The organism is Rhizobium sp. BIGb0125 (assembly GCF_024810055.1).
Taxonomy (GTDB): domain Bacteria; phylum Pseudomonadota; class Alphaproteobacteria; order Rhizobiales; family Rhizobiaceae; genus Agrobacterium.
This window is the reverse complement of sequence record NZ_JANUDV010000006.1, coordinates 422,998-440,752: the sequence shown is the minus strand read 5'-3', so window position 1 is coordinate 440,752 and position 17,755 is coordinate 422,998. Positions and strand designations below refer to the sequence as shown.

Sequence of the window (17,755 nt, the reverse complement as noted above, 5' to 3'; positions counted from 1 at the left end):
GCAGTGCCTGCTCCAGCATTTCCGCAGATGCAGGTCATGCACCTGCGGATTGCTGTTTGCAATAACGTCGTTGAACAGTTTGGCCGATCCCGTTGTGTTTCGGGACAGGGCTATGCTTATGAGAGGATGTCGGTATCGAAAGACCGACAGCAGACCTCATCGGCGAAGGAAGTCTGACAGCCTGTTCAGGCCTTCGGAAATCTTGTCTTCGGAAACGGCGTGGCACCATCGCAGCCAACCTTCACCCTCGGGACCGAAAGCGGCTCCCGGCGCGAGACCAAGACCGACTTCGCGGACGAGACGCTGCGCCAACTCGAGAGATTTGCCGTAGCCATCAATGCGCAGAAACGCATACATGGCTCCGCCAGCCTCCGGCACACTGACGCCGCCCATGCTGCGTAGCCCGTCAACCAGCAATGCACGGGTCTTGGTAAGATTGGCGCGCAGACGCTGCACTTCACTCTCCCCTTCCTTGATCGCCACGGCTGCGGCGCGTTGGGTCGGTTCAAAGATGCAGGAGAAATTATACTCCACCAGCTTGGTGGCATCCTGTGACAGCGTTTCCGGAATGACCATCCAGCCAATACGCCAGCCGGTCATCGACCAGGACTTGGAGAAGCTGTTGACTGAAATGATGCGATCGCCGGTTTGATAGTGGCGCAGAAATGACGGGGCATAACGGACAGCAGGATCGTATACCAACCGCTGATAAACCTCGTCGGCTAAAATCCAGATACCGTGCTTTCGGCAATGCTTCAAAATGGCCTGAACGCTTTCGTCATCAATCGTCCAGCCAGTCGGATTGTTTGGCGAGTTGATGATAACCATGCGGGTGTCGGGCGTCAGCGCGTCAATAAGTTTGTCGAGATCAAGCGACCAGCGACCATCATTGATGGACAAAGGAACACGCTCAACATTCGCGCCGAGAATAAGTGGTGCTTCGCTGATATTTGGCCACAGCGGGGTTACCGCCACAACCCGATCACCGGGCGATAGTACGAGCTGCATTGCAATCTGCAAACCACTCATGCCGGAGCCGACAGCCAGTACCTGTTCGACCGGAATAGCGCAGCCGAGCAGTTCGCTCTGATAGGCCGCGATGGTTTCTCTCAGATAGGGACGCCCGAGATTCTGGGAATAAAATGTTTCGCCCGACAGCAGGGATTCTGCCGCTGCTTGCCGAACGAAATCGGGAGTGGGCGTATCGGCCTCACCGAACCAGAAAGGCAGAACATTCGACTTGCCCATCGCCGCATTTGCGACCTCACGGATAAGCGAATTGGAGAGTGCCCGGACAGCCGGCCGCGCTTCGACAACAGTATTACTCATCGTTCCTGAATTTCACATATATTTGGGAGTATCAACCTGTTCCATGCATGATAGAGCTTAGGAAAAGCCTTGCACGGTCCGTTTTTTGCCTGCCAGTTCCAGACCACCAACCTATCAAAAACTCGATGTAACATCGCGCGTCGACGTGATCGTCGGCATCCCGGCATTCGGTGAGTTGGTCTTATGAAAAAAGGGGAAGCGAGCATCCCGCTTAATAATTGCCCGTCCAGTTGGTGAACTGAACAGGCAAGGTGTTTAAAGCGGCATAATTTATTGCCGATAAGGCCATTTGGCCAGAATGGTTACTGGGGCAGGTTTGCGGCAGCCTGTTTCAAGGCATTTGACATGGTCTCGCAAAGCTTGGCTTCATCAACGCCCTGCGCTTTTGCGGCGGTTGCCAGGTCTTGTTCCATACCCATGACGGAGACCTTTCCTTGCTTGCCAACGTCTTCGGCAGCATCGCCCTTGGAAACATCGGCAGGAGCGGGCACTAGGGCAAGAAGCTTGGTCTGAACTTCGGCTGCGGTACCGTCAATATGACCTTTTCCCTGGCAATAGGTCAGTACGCCGAGCTGGTTTCTCGCCGCAGTATATGCCATTTCCACCTGTTCAGGCGTCGGTTGCTGTGCAAATGCAGCCGTGATTGTGGCGCCAGTCAATATAGCCGTTAAAGCAAGAATTTTCATATTTCTGTCTCCTTCCAAAATATCATACAACCAATTGTTATTGCTTCTGAATGGTTCCAGCAACTGCAGGTTTCTAGAACATTATTCTTCTGTTGTTTGCCGAAGCCCAGGTTTTCCCTTTCGAAACGGTCATAATTTCTCAAGTGTATAAGGCGCAGCACTTGAGCGGAAAATTGCGGTGCGGCTGTGGCAGGAAGATGCAAACTTCTCCTAATCTCGATGTCTCAATTTGTTAGAAAAACTAAACAAAATTTCTTTTGTTCTAAATTGAGCTAACGTCGCCGCACGTTTAATCTCCCATTAACAGCCAAGGGAAATGGCTGCATTGCTCGCGGGGAGGAGTTCTGCGAGCCGAAGGAGGAGATCAATACATGTCATTCAGCACCCGAAAGCGGTGGGCGTCACCGTTTGCCTGATGCGCACTATCTGACACCAGGTTGATGCAGCGGCGCAGCCGTTCGCATTGTCTGTCGCACTATCTGCAATCTCATCGTTGGAGCGGTTTCCTGAATTCACCTTCTGGTCGAAGGCGAAAACGGTGCACTGCGCCCATCGATGATGCTCAACATCATCCAAGGATCATTTCATGAATCTCTACAGTCTTCTGTCCGCCAGTGCCGCCAAGGGGCGCCCCGTTCGTGTTGGCCTGATTGGCGCCGGTAAATTCGGTTCCATGGTTCTCGCCCAGGCGCAACGCATCGACGGTCTGCATATGGTTGCGGTCGTTGACCTCAATGTCTCCAAGGCACGGGAATCTCTCAATCGCGTCGGTTGGTCCGACAACCGCTACAGCGCAAAAACGGTCGGTGAAGCCATGTTGTCCGGCACGACCTGCGTGCTTGATGATGTCGATGCCATGCTGGCCTGCGACGAGATTGACTGCATCATCGAGGCAACCGGCCATCCGATTTTTGGAACACGCCATGCTCTCAAAGCCATTGAGGCCGACAAGCACGTTGTGATGGTCAATGTTGAAGCCGACGTCATGGTTGGGCCGATCCTGGCTGAAAAAGCCCGCCAGAAGGGTGTCATCTACTCCATGGCCTACGGGGATCAGCCAGCTCTGATCTGCGAACTGGTCGATTGGGCGCGTGCTACCGGTTTTGAAGTCACCGCTGCCGGCAAGGGCATGAATTTCGAGCCGCGCTACCGCTACTCGACGCCTGAAACCGTCTGGGGTTTCTTTGGCTGGACCGATGAGGAAGTTGCCAAGGGTGATTTTAATCCAAAAATGTATAACTCCTTCACCGATGGTACCAAGGCGGCAATCGAAATGGCAGCGGTTGCCAATGGCACCGGTCTGGATTGCCCGGATGATGGTCTTGCCTTCCCGCCAGCTGGACTGCACGATCTGGCGCGGGTTTTCCGTCCTGCTGCGGATGGTGGTCGCATGGCACGTTCGGGTCTCGTCGATATCGCCGCCAGCCAGGAGCCGGATGGTCGTGAGGTGTTCAACAACATTCGCTACGGCGTTTTCGTTACCTTCAAGGCGCATAATGAATATGCCAAGGCCTGCTTCAAGCAATATGGCCTGCTGACCGATCCGTCGGGCTGGTATGCGTCCATGTGGCGTCCGTTCCACATCATCGGTCTTGAAACTTCCATCAGCGTGCTGTCGGCGGTGCTGCGCGGCGAAGCGACGGGTTGCTCCAAGGAGTTCCGCGGCGATGCCGTAGCAGTTGCCAAAAAAGACCTGAAGCCTGGCGAAATGCTGGATGGTGAAGGCGGTTTCGCGGTCTGGGCCAATGCAATTCCGGCAGAGCGCAGCCTTTCCCTGAAAGCCCTGCCAATCGGTCTTGCCCACAACGTCAAGGTTATCCGCCCGATTGCCAAGGACACGATCGTCAGCTTCGACGACGTCGAACTGGTCAACGATCTCGATGTCGTCAACCTGCGCCGTGACATGGAAAACCGTTTCCGTCCTGGCGGTCAGGCATAAGGAGGGCGACATGCCTGATAACAACAAGCCATTCGTCGTGTTTGCCGGGTTTCATGTGAAGCCCGGCTGCATGGAAGCCTTTCTTGCGGCGGCGCATGACGATGCCAAACATTCCGTTGCCGATGAACCGGGCTGCAGGCAGTTCGATGTCGTCACGATCGACGATGAGGAAGACACGGTTGTCTTCTACGAGGTCTATGACAGCCGCGCGGCCTTTGATGCGCATCTCGAAACACCGCATCTGGCGCGGTTTCGTGAAGCCTTTCCGTCACTGATCATTGCCGAGCACCCAGTGCGCTTCGGCAAGCTTTTCTAAAGGGGATGGGACTGACGATGAGAGGTGGATTTATCGGCACGGGCATCATGGGCGGCCACATGGTTCGCAGGCTTTCCGAGGCGGGTTTCGACATGGCGGCCTGGAACCGCTCACCGGGAAAAACCGCATCTTTGAAAGATCTGGGTATCGAGGTGGCAAGTAGCGCCGTTGCCGCCGCAACGGCCAAGGATTTCGTCATCTGCATGTTGAGCTCAGGCCCGGTCTGCGATGAGGTTTTGCTTGGTGAAGGCGGCGTCATTGATGCCATGCAGACCGGGTCTACACTCATCGTCATGAGTTCCATTCCGGTGGAAACCGCAAGGAAGCAGGCAGACATCTGCCGGCAGAAGGGCATTTTCTACATTGATGCGCCGGTGTCGGGCGGTGAAAAGGGTGCCCGTGACGGCACGCTTGCCATCATGGCCGGTGGCGAGGTTGGTGACGTGGCTGCCATGCAGCGTGTGTTCGCTGCCATGGGCAGACTGACGCCTGTGGGACCGGTTGGCAGTGGCCAGCTTGCCAAACTTGCCAACCAGATGATCGTTGCCAGTTCCATCTGCACGGTGGCCGAGGCATTGCTTTTGGCCGAACGTGGCGGGGCAGATCCAGCCCGCGTGCGCGAAGCACTGCTGGGCGGTTTTGCAGACTCGACGATCCTGCGCCAGCACGGCTTACGCATGGTGACGAATGATTTCGTTCCCGGTGGCCCAGCCCGGTACCAACTCAAAGATACCAACACCGCCCTGTCGCTTGCGGCAGGGCTTGGACTGCAGCTTCCCATCGCCATCGGGGCCGACCGGCTTTTTGCCGCCATGGTCGAAAATGGCGATGGCGATCTTGATCATAGCGCCGTCATAGAAGAGTTGCGGCGCATGAATGCCTGATGCTTCCAGGGAGGGAAGTATCGTGATTAAAAACACTGTGTGGAGGAGAACACATGAACATGACTTTTATGCGCGGACTTCTGGTTGCCGCGTCCATGCTGGCGACAACTGCAGCGCAAGCTGCAACAACGCTAACGCTGTCGACACCCGATACCGACACGTCGGAAATCACCATCGCCGCCAAAAAATTCGCTGAAATTGTCACGGCGAAAAGCAACGGTGACATCACTGTCAAAGTGTTTCCGAACGGTACGCTTTATGGCGCTGATCCATCGGCGGCCGTCAAGCAGCTGGCTGGTGGTTCGCTGGACATGCTGTTGCTGTCCACATCGCTTTATTCGAACTTCAATCCGAAGTTCACAGCCATTTCCATCCCCTATCTCTATGACGACATGGCGCAGCTTCGCGATTATCTGAGCGGCGAACTGGGGCAGGAACTGATTGCAGATCTAGACAAGATCGGCATCAAGGGGCTTGGCATGTGGACACGTCCATTCCGCCAGATCACCAATTCACGTTTGCCGATCACCTCTCCGGCCGATCTTGCCGGGGTGAAACTGCGTGTGCCGAACAACCCCCTTTACGTCGAGTTCTTCAAAAAACTCGGCGCTGTTCCGACCCCCATGGCCTTTGCGGAAGTCTATAATGCCCTCCAGCTCAAGGTCGTTGACGGGCAGGAAAACCCGATCAACGTACCGCTCAGTGCCAAGCTCTATGAAGTCCAGAAATACGTTTCCATGACCGACCACATGGGCGACGGCTGGGTCATGGCTATCAATCCTGCCAAGTTCGCAGCGCTCACTGATGAGGAAAAGAAGATCATCACCGAGGCCTCGGCCGAAACCGAGAACTGGAAGGCTGAAAACGACGCGGCAGAAGCTGACAAGGCACTGGCCGAGCTCAAAAAAAGCGGCATGGAAGTCAACACTTTGACGCCTGAACAAAAACAGGCCTTCGTGGAAGTGTCGAAAAGCCTGTTTCCGGTATTTGCCGGGCTCGTGAAGGACCAATCGTTCTTCGATCGTAGCGTGGCTTCCGTCGGCAAGAACTGACGTCCTGTGTCATGCCGCCCGGGCTTCTTCTCGGGCGGCATGACCCTCTCTGGCTACAGCACATCAGCCCTGTGCCACCACGCCTTTATCCGCATGAATGACTGACAGCCTGGCCTGTCCCGACCCGTTCTGAAGGATCGCTTTAATGTCTAGCAATATCTCTCTTCCCAGCCGCATGATCAGGATATTCGCCGATGTTTCGGCAGGCCTTGCTGCCATGGGAATCTTTCTTGTCGTGCTTCTTCAGGTGGGCAGCCGCCTTGCAAATATACCGGTTTCCTGGACCGAGGAAGCCACACGGTTTCTGTTCGTCTGGATGGTGTTCTTGGGAGTTGCCGCAGGCTTTCGTACCGTGGAGGCAGCCCGTGTTGTGGTGTTTATCGCCTCGCTGCGGTCCGTTTTCAAATATCTGGCCGTGCCAATCTATGTCGGTTTTTCCGTGCTGTTTTTTGGACTGATGTTCTGGACGGGCGCAAGTCTTGTGCGCCAGCAGTTCATGATGAATGAAACCGCCGCAACCCTTGCCGTTCCCATGTGGGCAATTGGCATCATCATGCCGCTTTCGGCTCTTCTTGCCATTCTTGGCATCGTCGATTCCCTGCGCAACCGCCGCAACCAGATTGCGCTGCCGGAGATCGGCATTGCCCAGACCGAAACCGACATATCCGCATCCAATACGGAGAAGGCGCTATGAGCATTTTTCTTCTGGTTCTGTTTCTGGTGCTCAGCGCACTTGGCGTGCCGCTCGCGGTCTCGCTTGGCCTTTCCAGCATCGCTGCAATCCTCATCTACACATCGACGCCGCTTGATTTGCTGTCACAGAGCATGTTTTCGGCCATGAATTCCTTCCTGCTGGTGGCTGTGCCGCTGTTCATTCTCGTCGGAGTGCTCATGGAGCGTGGCCGCGTGGCTGAAAGGCTGTTTGACTTTGCCGAGGCGTTGGTCGGCTGGCTTCCCGGTGGGCTGGGGCACGTCAACGTGGCATCGTCGGTGATCTTCGGTGGTGTTTCGGGCTCGTCCGTTGCCGATATCGCCTCGATCGGCGCAATCGAGATCAACGCCATGCAGCGCCACGGTTTCCCCAAGGGCTATGCCGTTGGCATGACACTGGTGACATCGACCTTGTCATCGATCATTCCACCGTCGATCCTCATCGTGATCGCCGGTTCCATCGCCAATGTGTCCATCGGCACGTTGCTGGTTGCGGGTCTGGTGCCCGGCCTGTTCCTGGCCTTCATGTTCATGGTTTTCAACCACTTCTATTCGGTCTATCACGGCTATAATCCGCCCAAGCCTTTTAATGTCCGGCTTGTGGTCACAACTGGCATTGCCGCGATATTGCCGATGCTGACGCCGGTCATTCTGCTTGTTGGTATCGTCGATGGTTATTTTACACCGACGGAAGCTGCCGCCATTGCCGTGCTTTACACCATGTTCCTGTCGATCGTGCTCTACCGCACCATCCGCCCGAAGGAACTGCCATCGATCTTTATTGAAACGGCACGCACAACAGGCACCATTCTTTTTATTGCCGCGACAGCCAAACTGGCGGCATGGGTCTTTACCTATGATGGCCTGCCACAGCAGGTTGCCGAATTCCTCGGCAGCATCAGCACCGGCCCGACCATGGCACTGTTCCTGATCTTCCTGTTCCTCGTCGTCATCGGCATGTTCATGGACGCGATCGCTGCCATGTTCATTCTGATCCCGGTTCTGATGCCACCAGCCATCCAGCTTGGTATCGATCCCATGCACTTCCTGATCGTGACGGTCATTACCTTGACGCTTGGCCTGATTACGCCGCCTGTCGGTGTGTGCCTGTTCGCGGTGGCGCAGGTGGCCAAAATGTCGATCGAGGATGTCATCAAGGGATCGATCCTGCCGATCAGCATCATGATGGCGGCAATTCTGGCGCTGGTGCTGTTTCCGGTCCTGACGCTTGGCCCGATCCGGCTGCTTGGATTGTATTGATGGCAGGCGATACGTTCATTGTGGTGATGGGCGTCTCGGGCGCTGGCAAGACAGAAATTGCCAGCGGCCTTGCCCGGGAACTGGATTGTCCTTGGCTGGAAGCAGATGAACTGCACAGCCCTGAAAATATTGCCCGGATGCGATCCGGGCACGGGCTCTCCGACGAAGCACGCTGGCCATGGCTTGCCAGCGTTTGCGATGAGGCAGTTGCCCTGTCGCAGCGTCCAGCGGTCATTGCCTGTTCGGCGCTGAAACGGCGTTACCGCGATTTTATTAGAGAAAGACTGGGGCAGGTGCACTTCATCTTTCTCGATGGAGCCGCTGAAATCATCGCGGCACGGCTTGCTAACCGCAAGGGGCACTACGCTGGTGTATCTTTGCTGGACAGCCAACTTGAGGCGCTGGAACCACCTGAACCGGACGAGCAGGCACTTCATTTATCGATAGGGTTGATGCCTGCGGATATCATCCGCGCCGCGGTTAAAAGCCTGACGCAGTTGCGGGCAATAAAAACATAGTCAGATGTCGGCCGGCCAGACGGAGATCGCCTCTTTCTCCCGCCATAGAGCGCTTTCCGTGCGCAACCATTCAAGGAACACACGTACTTTCTTTTGCCTAAGATGATCTCTCGGGCAAACGATCCACTGGGTGGTTAGGCTGATCTGTGGCGGTGCTTTTATGGGGCAGATCAGGCGTCCATCACGCAATTCGCGCCACATCATCAGATTGCTTTCAAGTGCAATGCCGAAACCGTCGCAGGCAGCATCGATTGCCATGTGGCTCCGGTCAAAGAACACGCGTTTCCAGCGGTCCGGCGCTTCGATGTTGGCAAGAGTGAACCAGCGCGGCCATTGCGCCTGCGATTTTACCGAATGGATGAGACGGTAATTGAGAACTTCCGACGGGTGCAATCCGTCTTGAGGGGCGTAGCCGGGTGCGCAAACAGGAAAAAAGTATTCTTCCGTCAACCCTTCCACGAAAAGGCCCGGCCAGCGACCATCGCCGTGGCGAATTTCCACGTCGACCATTTCGCGGTTGAAATCGGTCGGCTCATTGGTGCCGTCCAGCCGCACCTCCAGTTCGGGGTGATTGTCGAGAAATGCGCCAAGGCGCGGCAATAGCCATTTGTTGGAAACGGTCGGCGTGGCACGGATCGTCAGTGTGGTGACCGAACGATAGCCACGTATGGTGTTGGTCGCCTCGACAATACGGTCAATTTCATCCGTTACACTGGCAAAGTAACGTTCGCCTGCCTCTGTCAGCGTAATGCGACGGCCGACCTTGCTCAGCAGCGATATGCCAAGCTGAACCTCCAGTACCTGTATCTGCTGTGTCACGGCAGAGGGTGTCACACCCAGTTCGTCGGCGGCGCGCGAAATACTGCCCGCTCTTGCGACGGCGTGAAACACGGTAATGGCGCGTATAGGAACCTGCATCGCGAGCTATTTCCGGTTTCTGTTTCGGTCGCGTGCAGGATGGGAATCTCGCCTCGGACGAAGTTGATTCTAAAGCATAATTGAACTGCAGTAAAAGCGAGGATTTGCTAGATTGGAAGCCTAGTCGGTTTTCCTTCGATCCGCAGAAACCTGATGGCAACAGACTATCCATTGTCTGCAAAAGGTGCGCGTCGTCTTTGTACCGGCGTGCCTTTGATGATGCTGGTATTGGTGCGCGCCTTGTCATGAAGCGGGTCGAGTAGCCGATTGAGGTCCTGAATATCTCTCAATACCATACGTGCGATGAAGCAATCGTCGCCTGTGACTGTGTCACATTGGGTGATTTCAGGGGTGTCTTGAAGAATTTTCTCGACGATGTGCAGTTTCCCCGGAAGCGGCTCGACGCGCACAATGGCTTCAAGGCTGTATCCCAGCATTTTCGAGGGGACCTCGATCGTGAAGCACTCGATTACCCCTTCATCTTCAAGACGTCTGACGCGCTCCCGCACGGTCGGCGATGACAGGCCGACAGTTGAGCCGATCGTCTGTGAACTCTTGCGGCTATCCGCCAGAAGTTCGTCGATGATACGGCGATCTTTCGAGTCGAGGCTGATTTTCTTCATCTTGGTACATTAGCTGATTTCTTTATCAAATAGAAAGCGATCTTCTCCTTCGGTTTTGAAAAACAAAGTACTTGAGACGAAGCTGCTGCTAATTTGTTGGCGCAAAATATGAGGAATAGTGCTGTGCAAGTTAAACGAATTTCGGCGTTCACCAATAACGGTTTGGGAGGAAATCCAGCCGGTGTTCTGTTGACGCAAGAGCCCATGTCAGCCGAGCAGATGCAGGCCATCGCCGCTGAGGTCGGTTATTCCGAGACGGTATTTGCAAGTCCAAACCCGGACGGGTCTTGGCGGGTTCGTTATTTCGCGCCTGAAACAGAAGTGCCTTTTTGTGGTCACGCAACAATCGCGCTCGGAGCAGTACTTGGTGATACACATGGATTCCGCCGCTACGCCCTCAGTCTTTCTAAGGCTGAGATTGAAGTGTCTGCCGAACAGGTCGACGGGACGTGGGTAAGCACACTTCTATCGCCACCAACCCGCAGCAGCCCGGCCGATCCTGAACTGGTTGATGAGGCTTTGTCGTTGTTTGGCTATACAGTAGACGAACTTGATCCTCTTGTGCCGCCACGTCGCGCCAATGCGGGCACCGAACATCTTGTCCTGTCTCTCAACACTCGCGACGCATTGAAGCGTATGGACTACGATCTCGACGAAGGGCGTCGTTTTATGGAAAAGCATGGGATCGGCACTGTTGCCTTTATCTTCCGTGAAGAGGAAAGGCGTTTCCACGCGCGAAACGCCTTTGCAATTGGCGGTGTGCTGGAAGACCCTGCAACAGGTGCAGCAGCGGCAGCTTTCGCAGGAATGCTGCGTGACCTGCAGATACTCAGCGATGGCACCTTCGTCATTCATCAAGGTGAGGATATGGGGCAGCCGAGCCGGATTGAGGTTACGCTTACAGAAACGCCTGGCGCACCTGTCTCGGTGAGAGGCCGCTCGTCCGTCATTGTTTGACCGGCTTCAATCCAATGCAACAGAAATGACCCAACTGGGACGCTCTCCGGTTGTAAAATCCAGTCGGCTAACTATGCCGCCGTCAGATGTCAGGCTGTGGATTGCAGCACGATTGCCGCGAAAACCAAGGGTGGTGACAAATTGGTCATGCGGGTCGATAAAAAAAGCGCGAGGATAATCGGGGGTGGTCACTTCAGTTCGAATGGCAGGGTGTCTAGTGTCGGGGTCAATATCCAGACATATGAGCCGATTGGTGTTGCGCTCGGTCACCAAAAGGCTTCTGCCTTCATCAAAAATCGCTATTTCGCCGGACATGGCGGGGATATTGTCGTCGATGATGGCAAGTGTATGAACAATCTCCATCTTAGCTCCGAGCGAGATTGTGACAACCTTGCCGCCCTCTTGCAGCAGTACATAGGCAAAACAGCGATCCGCGCTGATGGCCAGATGGCGTGGACCGGAGTTGTTCGCCATGGATATCTCGTCGTGGAACGTCAGCGTGCCGTTTTCGGGATCGAAGTCAAAGCGCCTGACCAGATCGCCTCGACAGGATGTTGCCAAGGCGAGATGGCCTGAAACCATGATGCAGTGTGCCATCGGGCCTGCCGTAACCCGATCTGTTGACCGCATGACCCGCCCGTCATCATCGAGTGAAAACACCGCGCCATCCTCTCCTCCGGCGGCGAGAAGATGTTTTTCATCATCGGTAAGGGACAAATGGCAAATGTTCTGTTCAATTGGAAAGCTGCCCAGTAACACTGCACAGGGTCGGCTCCGGTCAATTGCAAAACTGTGAATGGCACGACTGTCACCCCGCCATGCCAGCCAGAACCGATCGCCGGAACGAGAAACAGCCATCGGGGCTGCGTCTCCCGGTCCGATTGCTCCGCGCACAGCGACGGCCCCCAGATCAATCAACGACCAGTCAGTCGTATCCAGTACATGAAACTGAATATTGGCAGATTGGGAATTGCAGATGGCAATCAGATGTCGGCTCATTCACCAACCCGTCGGTTTGTTAACCACTCCAGATTGCCGGTAAAATCCCGGCCGGCATGATTGGCACCCTGCAACACCGTGGCGACATCGTTCTTATCAGGCTTGGTCATGACAATCTTTGGTGCATATGTCTCCGCATTGTCTTGCGGTGCATAGCCGAGTTGATAGGCACGGTCGTTACGCCACCAGCTTCGACTATTGTTGGAAACACCATAGACAATTTCATTGTGATATTCAGCCTGCAGTCCGACCCGGATCAGTGAGGCGAGATCACGTGGCGAAACCCAGGTCGCCAGTTCCCGTTCAATGGACGGTGTTTCGCGGTATGTGCCGATACGAATGGAAAAACACTTGATGTTGAATTTGTCGGCGTAGCAGCTGCCCAATGCCTCACCGAAGATCTTTGTGATGCCGTAACGCGAGTCCGGTCGTGCAGCTTCGGTCCCGCTTAGCGTCTGTGTCGCAGGATACATGCCACTGGCATGATTTGAGCTGCCAAAGATGACACGTTTGACGCCCTGTTGCCGCATTGCCTCCCACAGATTTGTGCAGGCTACAATGTTTGGGCCGAGAAGCTCGGACCATTCGCGTTCGCGCGGTTGACCAGCGAGATGTATGACTGAGTCGACACCGTTACAGAGCCGTTTTGCCTGTTCGGGGTCGGTCAAATCAGCCTGAACCCACTCAACGTTGCCAGACCTGGATGTTGCCGAGGGACTAGCGGGGCGGATGTCGGTCAACCGCCAGAACTCTCCATGATGTGGTAAAAGACGTGCAACGTCAGTTCCGATGATGCCGGCAGCACCGGTCAGTAGAATTTTCCGCATATTGTCATATCCGTCCGGGATGTTTGCGCCAGGTCGTCATGAGACCAACACGGGCATGTCGATTTTCAACTTCACCGCCCACTCTTCCAGTTTCTGGTAGATCGGCGCAATCAACGGCACACCCTGCGACAGGTGTCTGGCGCGGTTGCTCAATGCTCTGTCACCAGGTAGTCTTACGGCCTTGCCGGGATCAGCCGGTTTGTTGGCCCTGATATTGCGCGCGAGATGGCCAAGTTCCGTTTCCAGTGCGGAGCGTCCGCCAAAAATCTCTGGATCAAAAACCTGCAGAAACACATTGGCCTGCCAGCCTTGCGGACCCGTGTGACGACCGTTGCCAGAAAGACCGTGGGTTAACGCCTCGACCACTATGCCAAGCCCTGTGCCTTTGTGACCAGAGGCCATACCGCCCAGCGGCAGGATTGAGCCCGGCGGATCGGTAAAGCGCACAGCGGGGTCGCGACTGGCGTGACCAGCATTGTCAGCCAGCCATTCTTCGCCGAAAAGCCGGTTTTCCTCCGACAGACGCCGGACCATGCCATTGGTGGTCGTTGAGGTGCTGACGTCAACCAGGATTGCACCTTCGGTGCCTGGGAAACCCCAAGCGAGTGGATTGGTCGACAGCAGCGGGGCCGTACCGCCGAATGGCAACACACAGGCTTCCGTTGGGTCTGAAACGGTGATCATCGCAACCATGCCCTGTTCAACGACTGGTCGCAAATAAGCAACAAGACTTGCCGTGTGATGGCTTCTTGCAATGGCAAGCGTGAACGTGCCGTTTTCATGAGCGCGCTTAACGCCCTGCCTGAAACCTTCCGTCAGCAACCATGGGCCGGGCAGAAAACATCCGTCCCACAACATGGCGGCAGGACAATCCCTGAGGACTTCGGGCTGTCCCGAGCGGGCCATTCCGCCGTTTTCCAAGGCTGAAAGATAGGCAGGCAATAGGGCCAAGCCGTGCGTGTCGTGCCCCATCAAGTCACCCTCAACGAGCACTTCTGCAACCGTTGGCGCCATGCTGGAGGCAAGGCCCGCAGCACACAATGCGGATGTGGCAAAATCGCGCAAACCAGCGGCGTCATGAAGACTGGTTTTCTCCATCATGTCGCCTCTGCCCCCACACGCCCGCGGGTCAGATCATCGGCCATGGCACGGTCGTAACTGCGGCTGGCCTCATAAAGGGTGCGGGTATACTCCTGTTGCGCATCACCCGACATCAGTTGGCTGACGGGCAAAATTTCCTCGATCCGGCCGCCCTGCATAACCGCAAGCCGGTCGCAGAGATGGGCGATGACCGATAGATCATGGCTGACCATGATGTAGGTCAGACCACGTTCCTTGCGGACATCCGACAGCAGGTTGAGGATTTCTGCTTGCACTGATACGTCAAGGGCGGAAGTCGGTTCGTCAAGAAGAAGCACCGATGGTTCAAGGATTAGCGCACGGGCGATGGCAACGCGTTGCCTTTGGCCGCCAGACAACTGGTGTGGATAGCGATACCGTGCCGCAAGCGGTAAACCGACTTGCTCAAGGATTGTGTTCACACGCCGGTTGATATCACCAATGCCGTGTATCTTCAGTGGAGAAGAAAGAGTGCTGTCAATCGTGTGCCGCGGGTGCAGGGAGCCATAGGGATCCTGAAACACCATCTGAATTTGCCGATAATGGCTCTTTTGGATTTTTCCGCCAATCGGATGGCCGTTCACATCGATCTTGCCGGTCCAGTGTGTGTAAAGACCTGCAATGCAGCGCAGCACAGTCGATTTTCCCGAACCGCTTTCACCCACCAGTCCGAATATCTCTCCCTTCGGCACATCAAAATTCACGTCGAACAGTACCTGATGGTCGTCATGCCCCGCGCCGAAGGAAAGGTTCAGTTCTTCAACCCTGATCATGGATGTTGCTCCTTTTGTGCAAGCCATGCCGGATCACGGCGCAAGACAGGCAAAGCCGGTCGACGTGTTTCCAGTGACGGCAGGGAATCCAGCAGGCCACGGCTGTAGGGATGTTGGACTTTGTCGAGGTCCGTGGCGGCAATGGTTTCCATGACCTGGCCGCCATACATGATGACAACCCGGTCGCAGAACGATCGCACGAGGTTGAGATCATGGCTGATGAAAATCAGGCCCATGCCGCGCTTGCGCACGAGATCATCAAGAATGGCCAGAATTTGTAGTCTGACAGTCACATCGAGCGCCGACGTCGGTTCATCGGCGATAATCACGTCAGGATCCGAAATCAACATCATGGCAATCATGATGCGTTGACCCATGCCCCCGGACACCTGATGCGGGTAGAGGCCATAGACGCGTTCGGGTGAACGAATTTGTACCGCTTCGAGCATCTCAAGGGCATTTTTTTTGGCCTCATGGCGGCCGACCTTGTGATGCGCACGATAGGCCTCCGCAATCTGCTCACCGACGGTAATGACCGGGTTGAGCGAGAACTTTGGGTCTTGCAGTATCATTGAGATGCGTGCGCCGCGGATTTGGCGCATTTCGCGCGGGCTTGCGCTGAGAATATCTGTGCCACGGAAACGCAGTGCCTTGGCTTCGACAACTGCGTTTGGTGACAACAGCCCCAGCAGGGCGCGACCAACTGTTGATTTTCCCGACCCGCTCTCACCGACAATCGCAAGTTTTTCGCGTCCAAGTGTGAAGGACAGGCCGCGCACGGCGGTCATGTCTCCAGCCCGTAGCCGGAACTTCACCCAAAGATCTTCAACTTCGATCAGAGGTGCGGCATCTTCATTTACGTTTGGGATCGAGGACATCACGCAGGCCATCTCCAAAAAGGTTGAAAGCGAGACTGACGATCATGATCGCAAGTCCGGGGAAGGTGATGACCCACCAGCTGTCGAGCATATATTGCCGACCGGTTGAGGTCATGGCACCCCACTCAGGGGCCGGAGGCTGGGCGCCGAGGCCGAGAAAACCGAGGCCGGCTGCAGTCAGGATTACGGACGCCATCGCAAGTGTCTGGCGCACGATGACAGATGGCAGGCACATCGGCAGAATAGAGCCGAATATGATGCGCAGGTCACTCGCGCCTTGAAGCCTCATGGCCGCAATGTAGTCGGCATCCCGCACAGTCATGGTTTCGGCGCGTGCGAGGCGAGCGATGCTGGGCCAGCCTGTAAGGGCAATAGCCAACACGGCCTGTTCCAGACCCGGTCCGAGCACAGCTACGAAGGCCAGTGTCAGGATCAAGCTGGGAAATGCGAGAAACAGGTCCGTAATACGCATCACAACCAGATCAACGATGCCACCGAAGTAACCGGAGACAGCGCCAACGATCAGGCCGATCGGGGCAACCGTGATGGTCACCAGCGCCACAATGTAGAGGGTGACGCGCGAACCATAGACGATGCGGCTCCAGATATCGCGACCGTATTCATCCGTCCCGAACCAGTTTGCCAGGGATGGTGGCTGCAGAGCGGTGCGAAGATTTTGTATGGTTGGATCATGGGTGGCAATCAGCGGCGCAAATATTGCCATAAAGACCAGCAGCGTGATGATGACGAGGCCGATGAGCGCGAGCCGGTTTCCAAGCAATTCCAGACAGCCCAAGGCCAAACGCTGCATCAGCGCTTCGCGGGGGGACTTTGCGTCACGCAGAAGAAACGGCCGTTCCGGCGATGTGGTGCCTTTGAGAGGGATGATATCGCTCATCGCGTCGTCCTCGGATCAAATATCTTGTAGAGAAAATCGGTGAACATATTCAGGGTGATAAAGATCACACCGACCAGCAAAACACAGACCATAATGGCGTTCATATCACCCAGTAACAGGTTGTTGGTCAGGTACTGGCCAAAGCCTGGCCATGCAAAGATCGTTTCGATCAGCAATGCACCTTCGAGCATCGATCCATAGGCCAGTGCCACGACAGTCAGAAGCTGCACTCGGATGTTGCGGAAGGCATGGCCCCAGACAACCCTTGAAGGCGAAAGGCCTTTAACCTGCGCGGTGATGATGTATTCCTGCCCCAACTGATCGAGCATGAAGCTGCGGGTGAGCCGGCACAACGATGCCATGGAGGCATAACCAAGGATCGATGCGGGAAGGATGATGTGTCTTATTGCGCTCCAGAACACGTCCCATTCACCAGCAACGGCGGAATCAATCAGGATAATGCCGGTGACCGGTTGAACAAGATCATCATAGTAGCTGGCGACACGACCCGATCCGCCGACCACGCCAAGCCAGGCATAAAAGATCAACAACCCGACCATGCCCAACCAAAAAATCGGCACCGAATGGCCAAGAAGCGTGATCACACGAATGAAGTGATCAACCAGTGTATTGCGTTTGACGGCAGCAAGAACGCCAAGGGGAATGCCGATACCTGCTCCGATCAGCAGTGCCAGGCTGCCAAGTTCAATCGTCGCAGGGAACACCCTGAGGATGTCGTCGCGGACTTGGTTCCCGGTCAGTAGGGCGGTACCAAAGTCCCCGGTGATAATACGGCCGATATAAAGGCGGAACTGTTCCCAGATGGGCTGGTCCAGTCCCAGACGTCTGGTCATCGCCTCATAGGTCTGGGAATCCGCATCCGGACCAACCAGTCGTGACACGATATCGACCGGCATGACTTGGCCGAGAAAGAAGGTCAGTGTCACCAGCAGAAAAAGAGTGACGATGACCGAGGAAAGCAACTGGACGATACCGTCCGCACGCCTTGGCAGCAATTTACGAAACATGGAAATTTCCCGAGTTTGTCCGGCGGAACGTCCTTGTTCC

19 protein-coding genes are annotated in these 17,755 nt (G+C 55.5%); 8 read left to right on the top strand and 11 right to left on the bottom strand.

Going from position 1 to position 17,755, the window contains the following annotated elements:
- Nucleotides 1–156: 156 nt before the first annotated feature.
- Nucleotides 157–1,329: a pyridoxal phosphate-dependent aminotransferase gene (locus M2418_RS19115; RefSeq protein WP_259148606.1), complete on the bottom strand. Its 1,173-nt coding sequence runs from the start codon at nt 1,327–1,329 to the stop codon at nt 157–159.
- 302 nt (nt 1,330–1,631) lie between these two features.
- Nucleotides 1,632–2,078 carry a pore-forming ESAT-6 family protein gene (locus tag M2418_RS19110; RefSeq protein WP_259148605.1) on the bottom strand — a complete coding sequence of 149 codons (447 nt, stop codon included), beginning with the start codon at nt 2,076–2,078 and terminating at the stop codon, nt 1,632–1,634.
- A gap of 523 nt (nt 2,079–2,601) precedes the next feature.
- On the opposite strand from M2418_RS19110, the gene M2418_RS19105 reads away from it, so the two are divergent.
- From M2418_RS19105 to M2418_RS19075, 7 genes are all read left to right on the top strand, one after another.
- A complete protein-coding gene (locus M2418_RS19105) occupies nt 2,602–3,954 on the top strand; it encodes an NAD(P)H-dependent oxidoreductase (protein WP_259148604.1) in 1,353 nt (450 codons plus the stop codon).
- A 10-nt stretch (nt 3,955–3,964) separates the two neighbouring features.
- Complete coding sequence (locus M2418_RS19100; RefSeq protein WP_250984053.1) at nt 3,965–4,270, top strand: putative quinol monooxygenase; 306 nt, start codon at nt 3,965–3,967, stop codon at nt 4,268–4,270.
- 17 nt (nt 4,271–4,287) lie between these two features.
- On the top strand, nt 4,288–5,154 hold the full coding sequence (locus M2418_RS19095) for an NAD(P)-dependent oxidoreductase (protein WP_250984052.1): 867 nt from the start codon (nt 4,288–4,290) through the stop codon (nt 5,152–5,154).
- 53 nt (nt 5,155–5,207) lie between these two features.
- Nucleotides 5,208–6,206, top strand: coding sequence for a DctP family TRAP transporter solute-binding subunit (locus M2418_RS19090; RefSeq protein WP_250984051.1), 999 nt, complete (start codon nt 5,208–5,210; stop codon nt 6,204–6,206).
- A 145-nt stretch (nt 6,207–6,351) separates the two neighbouring features.
- Nucleotides 6,352–6,900: a TRAP transporter small permease gene (locus M2418_RS19085; protein WP_250984050.1), complete on the top strand. Its 549-nt coding sequence runs from the start codon at nt 6,352–6,354 to the stop codon at nt 6,898–6,900.
- Entirely contained in the window at nt 6,897–8,177 is a 1,281-nt protein-coding gene (locus tag M2418_RS19080; RefSeq protein ID WP_250984049.1) for a TRAP transporter large permease, read from the top strand. Before M2418_RS19085 ends, M2418_RS19080 begins: the two co-directional genes overlap by 4 nt.
- A complete protein-coding gene (locus M2418_RS19075; protein WP_192490880.1) occupies nt 8,177–8,695 on the top strand; it encodes a gluconokinase in 519 nt (172 codons plus the stop codon). The genes M2418_RS19080 and M2418_RS19075 overlap by 1 nt, the downstream gene beginning before the upstream one ends.
- Here the strand turns inward: M2418_RS19075 and M2418_RS19070 are convergent, their stop codons facing one another.
- Both M2418_RS19070 and M2418_RS19065 read right to left on the bottom strand, forming a co-directional pair.
- On the bottom strand, nt 8,696–9,613 hold the full coding sequence (locus tag M2418_RS19070) for a LysR substrate-binding domain-containing protein (protein WP_259148603.1): 918 nt from the start codon (nt 9,611–9,613) through the stop codon (nt 8,696–8,698). It lies immediately after the preceding gene.
- Nucleotides 9,614–9,777: 164 nt separating this feature from the next.
- Complete coding sequence (locus M2418_RS19065) at nt 9,778–10,236, bottom strand: Lrp/AsnC family transcriptional regulator (protein WP_250984048.1); 459 nt, start codon at nt 10,234–10,236, stop codon at nt 9,778–9,780.
- Nucleotides 10,237–10,359: 123 nt separating this feature from the next.
- Here M2418_RS19065 and M2418_RS19060 point away from each other — a divergent pair, with 123 nt between their 5' ends.
- Complete coding sequence (locus M2418_RS19060) at nt 10,360–11,193, top strand: PhzF family phenazine biosynthesis protein (RefSeq protein WP_259148602.1); 834 nt, start codon at nt 10,360–10,362, stop codon at nt 11,191–11,193.
- A 6-nt stretch (nt 11,194–11,199) separates the two neighbouring features.
- On the opposite strand, the gene M2418_RS19055 is transcribed toward M2418_RS19060, so the two are convergent.
- The 7 genes from M2418_RS19055 to M2418_RS19025 form a co-directional block, all read right to left on the bottom strand.
- Nucleotides 11,200–12,192 carry a lactonase family protein gene (locus M2418_RS19055; protein ID WP_259148600.1) on the bottom strand — a complete coding sequence of 331 codons (993 nt, stop codon included), beginning with the start codon at nt 12,190–12,192 and terminating at the stop codon, nt 11,200–11,202.
- Entirely contained in the window at nt 12,189–13,019 is an 831-nt protein-coding gene (locus M2418_RS19050) for an NAD(P)-dependent oxidoreductase (protein ID WP_259148598.1), read from the bottom strand. Before M2418_RS19050 ends, M2418_RS19055 begins: the two co-directional genes overlap by 4 nt.
- A 36-nt stretch (nt 13,020–13,055) precedes the next feature.
- Nucleotides 13,056–14,120 (bottom strand): Ldh family oxidoreductase, encoded by a 1,065-nt coding sequence (locus M2418_RS19045; protein WP_259148597.1) that lies wholly within the window; start codon nt 14,118–14,120, stop codon nt 13,056–13,058.
- A complete protein-coding gene (locus tag M2418_RS19040; RefSeq protein ID WP_259148595.1) occupies nt 14,117–14,911 on the bottom strand; it encodes an ABC transporter ATP-binding protein in 795 nt (264 codons plus the stop codon). Before M2418_RS19040 ends, M2418_RS19045 begins: the two co-directional genes overlap by 4 nt.
- Nucleotides 14,908–15,789: an ABC transporter ATP-binding protein gene (locus M2418_RS19035; protein ID WP_259148651.1), complete on the bottom strand. Its 882-nt coding sequence runs from the start codon at nt 15,787–15,789 to the stop codon at nt 14,908–14,910. The genes M2418_RS19040 and M2418_RS19035 overlap by 4 nt, the downstream gene beginning before the upstream one ends.
- Nucleotides 15,764–16,600 carry an ABC transporter permease gene (locus M2418_RS19030; RefSeq protein WP_259148650.1) on the bottom strand — a complete coding sequence of 279 codons (837 nt, stop codon included), beginning with the start codon at nt 16,598–16,600 and terminating at the stop codon, nt 15,764–15,766. The genes M2418_RS19035 and M2418_RS19030 overlap by 26 nt, the downstream gene beginning before the upstream one ends.
- An 83-nt stretch (nt 16,601–16,683) precedes the next feature.
- Nucleotides 16,684–17,715, bottom strand: a complete 1,032-nt coding sequence (locus M2418_RS19025) for an ABC transporter permease (RefSeq protein WP_250984041.1) — start codon at nt 17,713–17,715, stop codon at nt 16,684–16,686.
- Between the last annotated feature and the right edge of the window lie 40 nt (nt 17,716–17,755).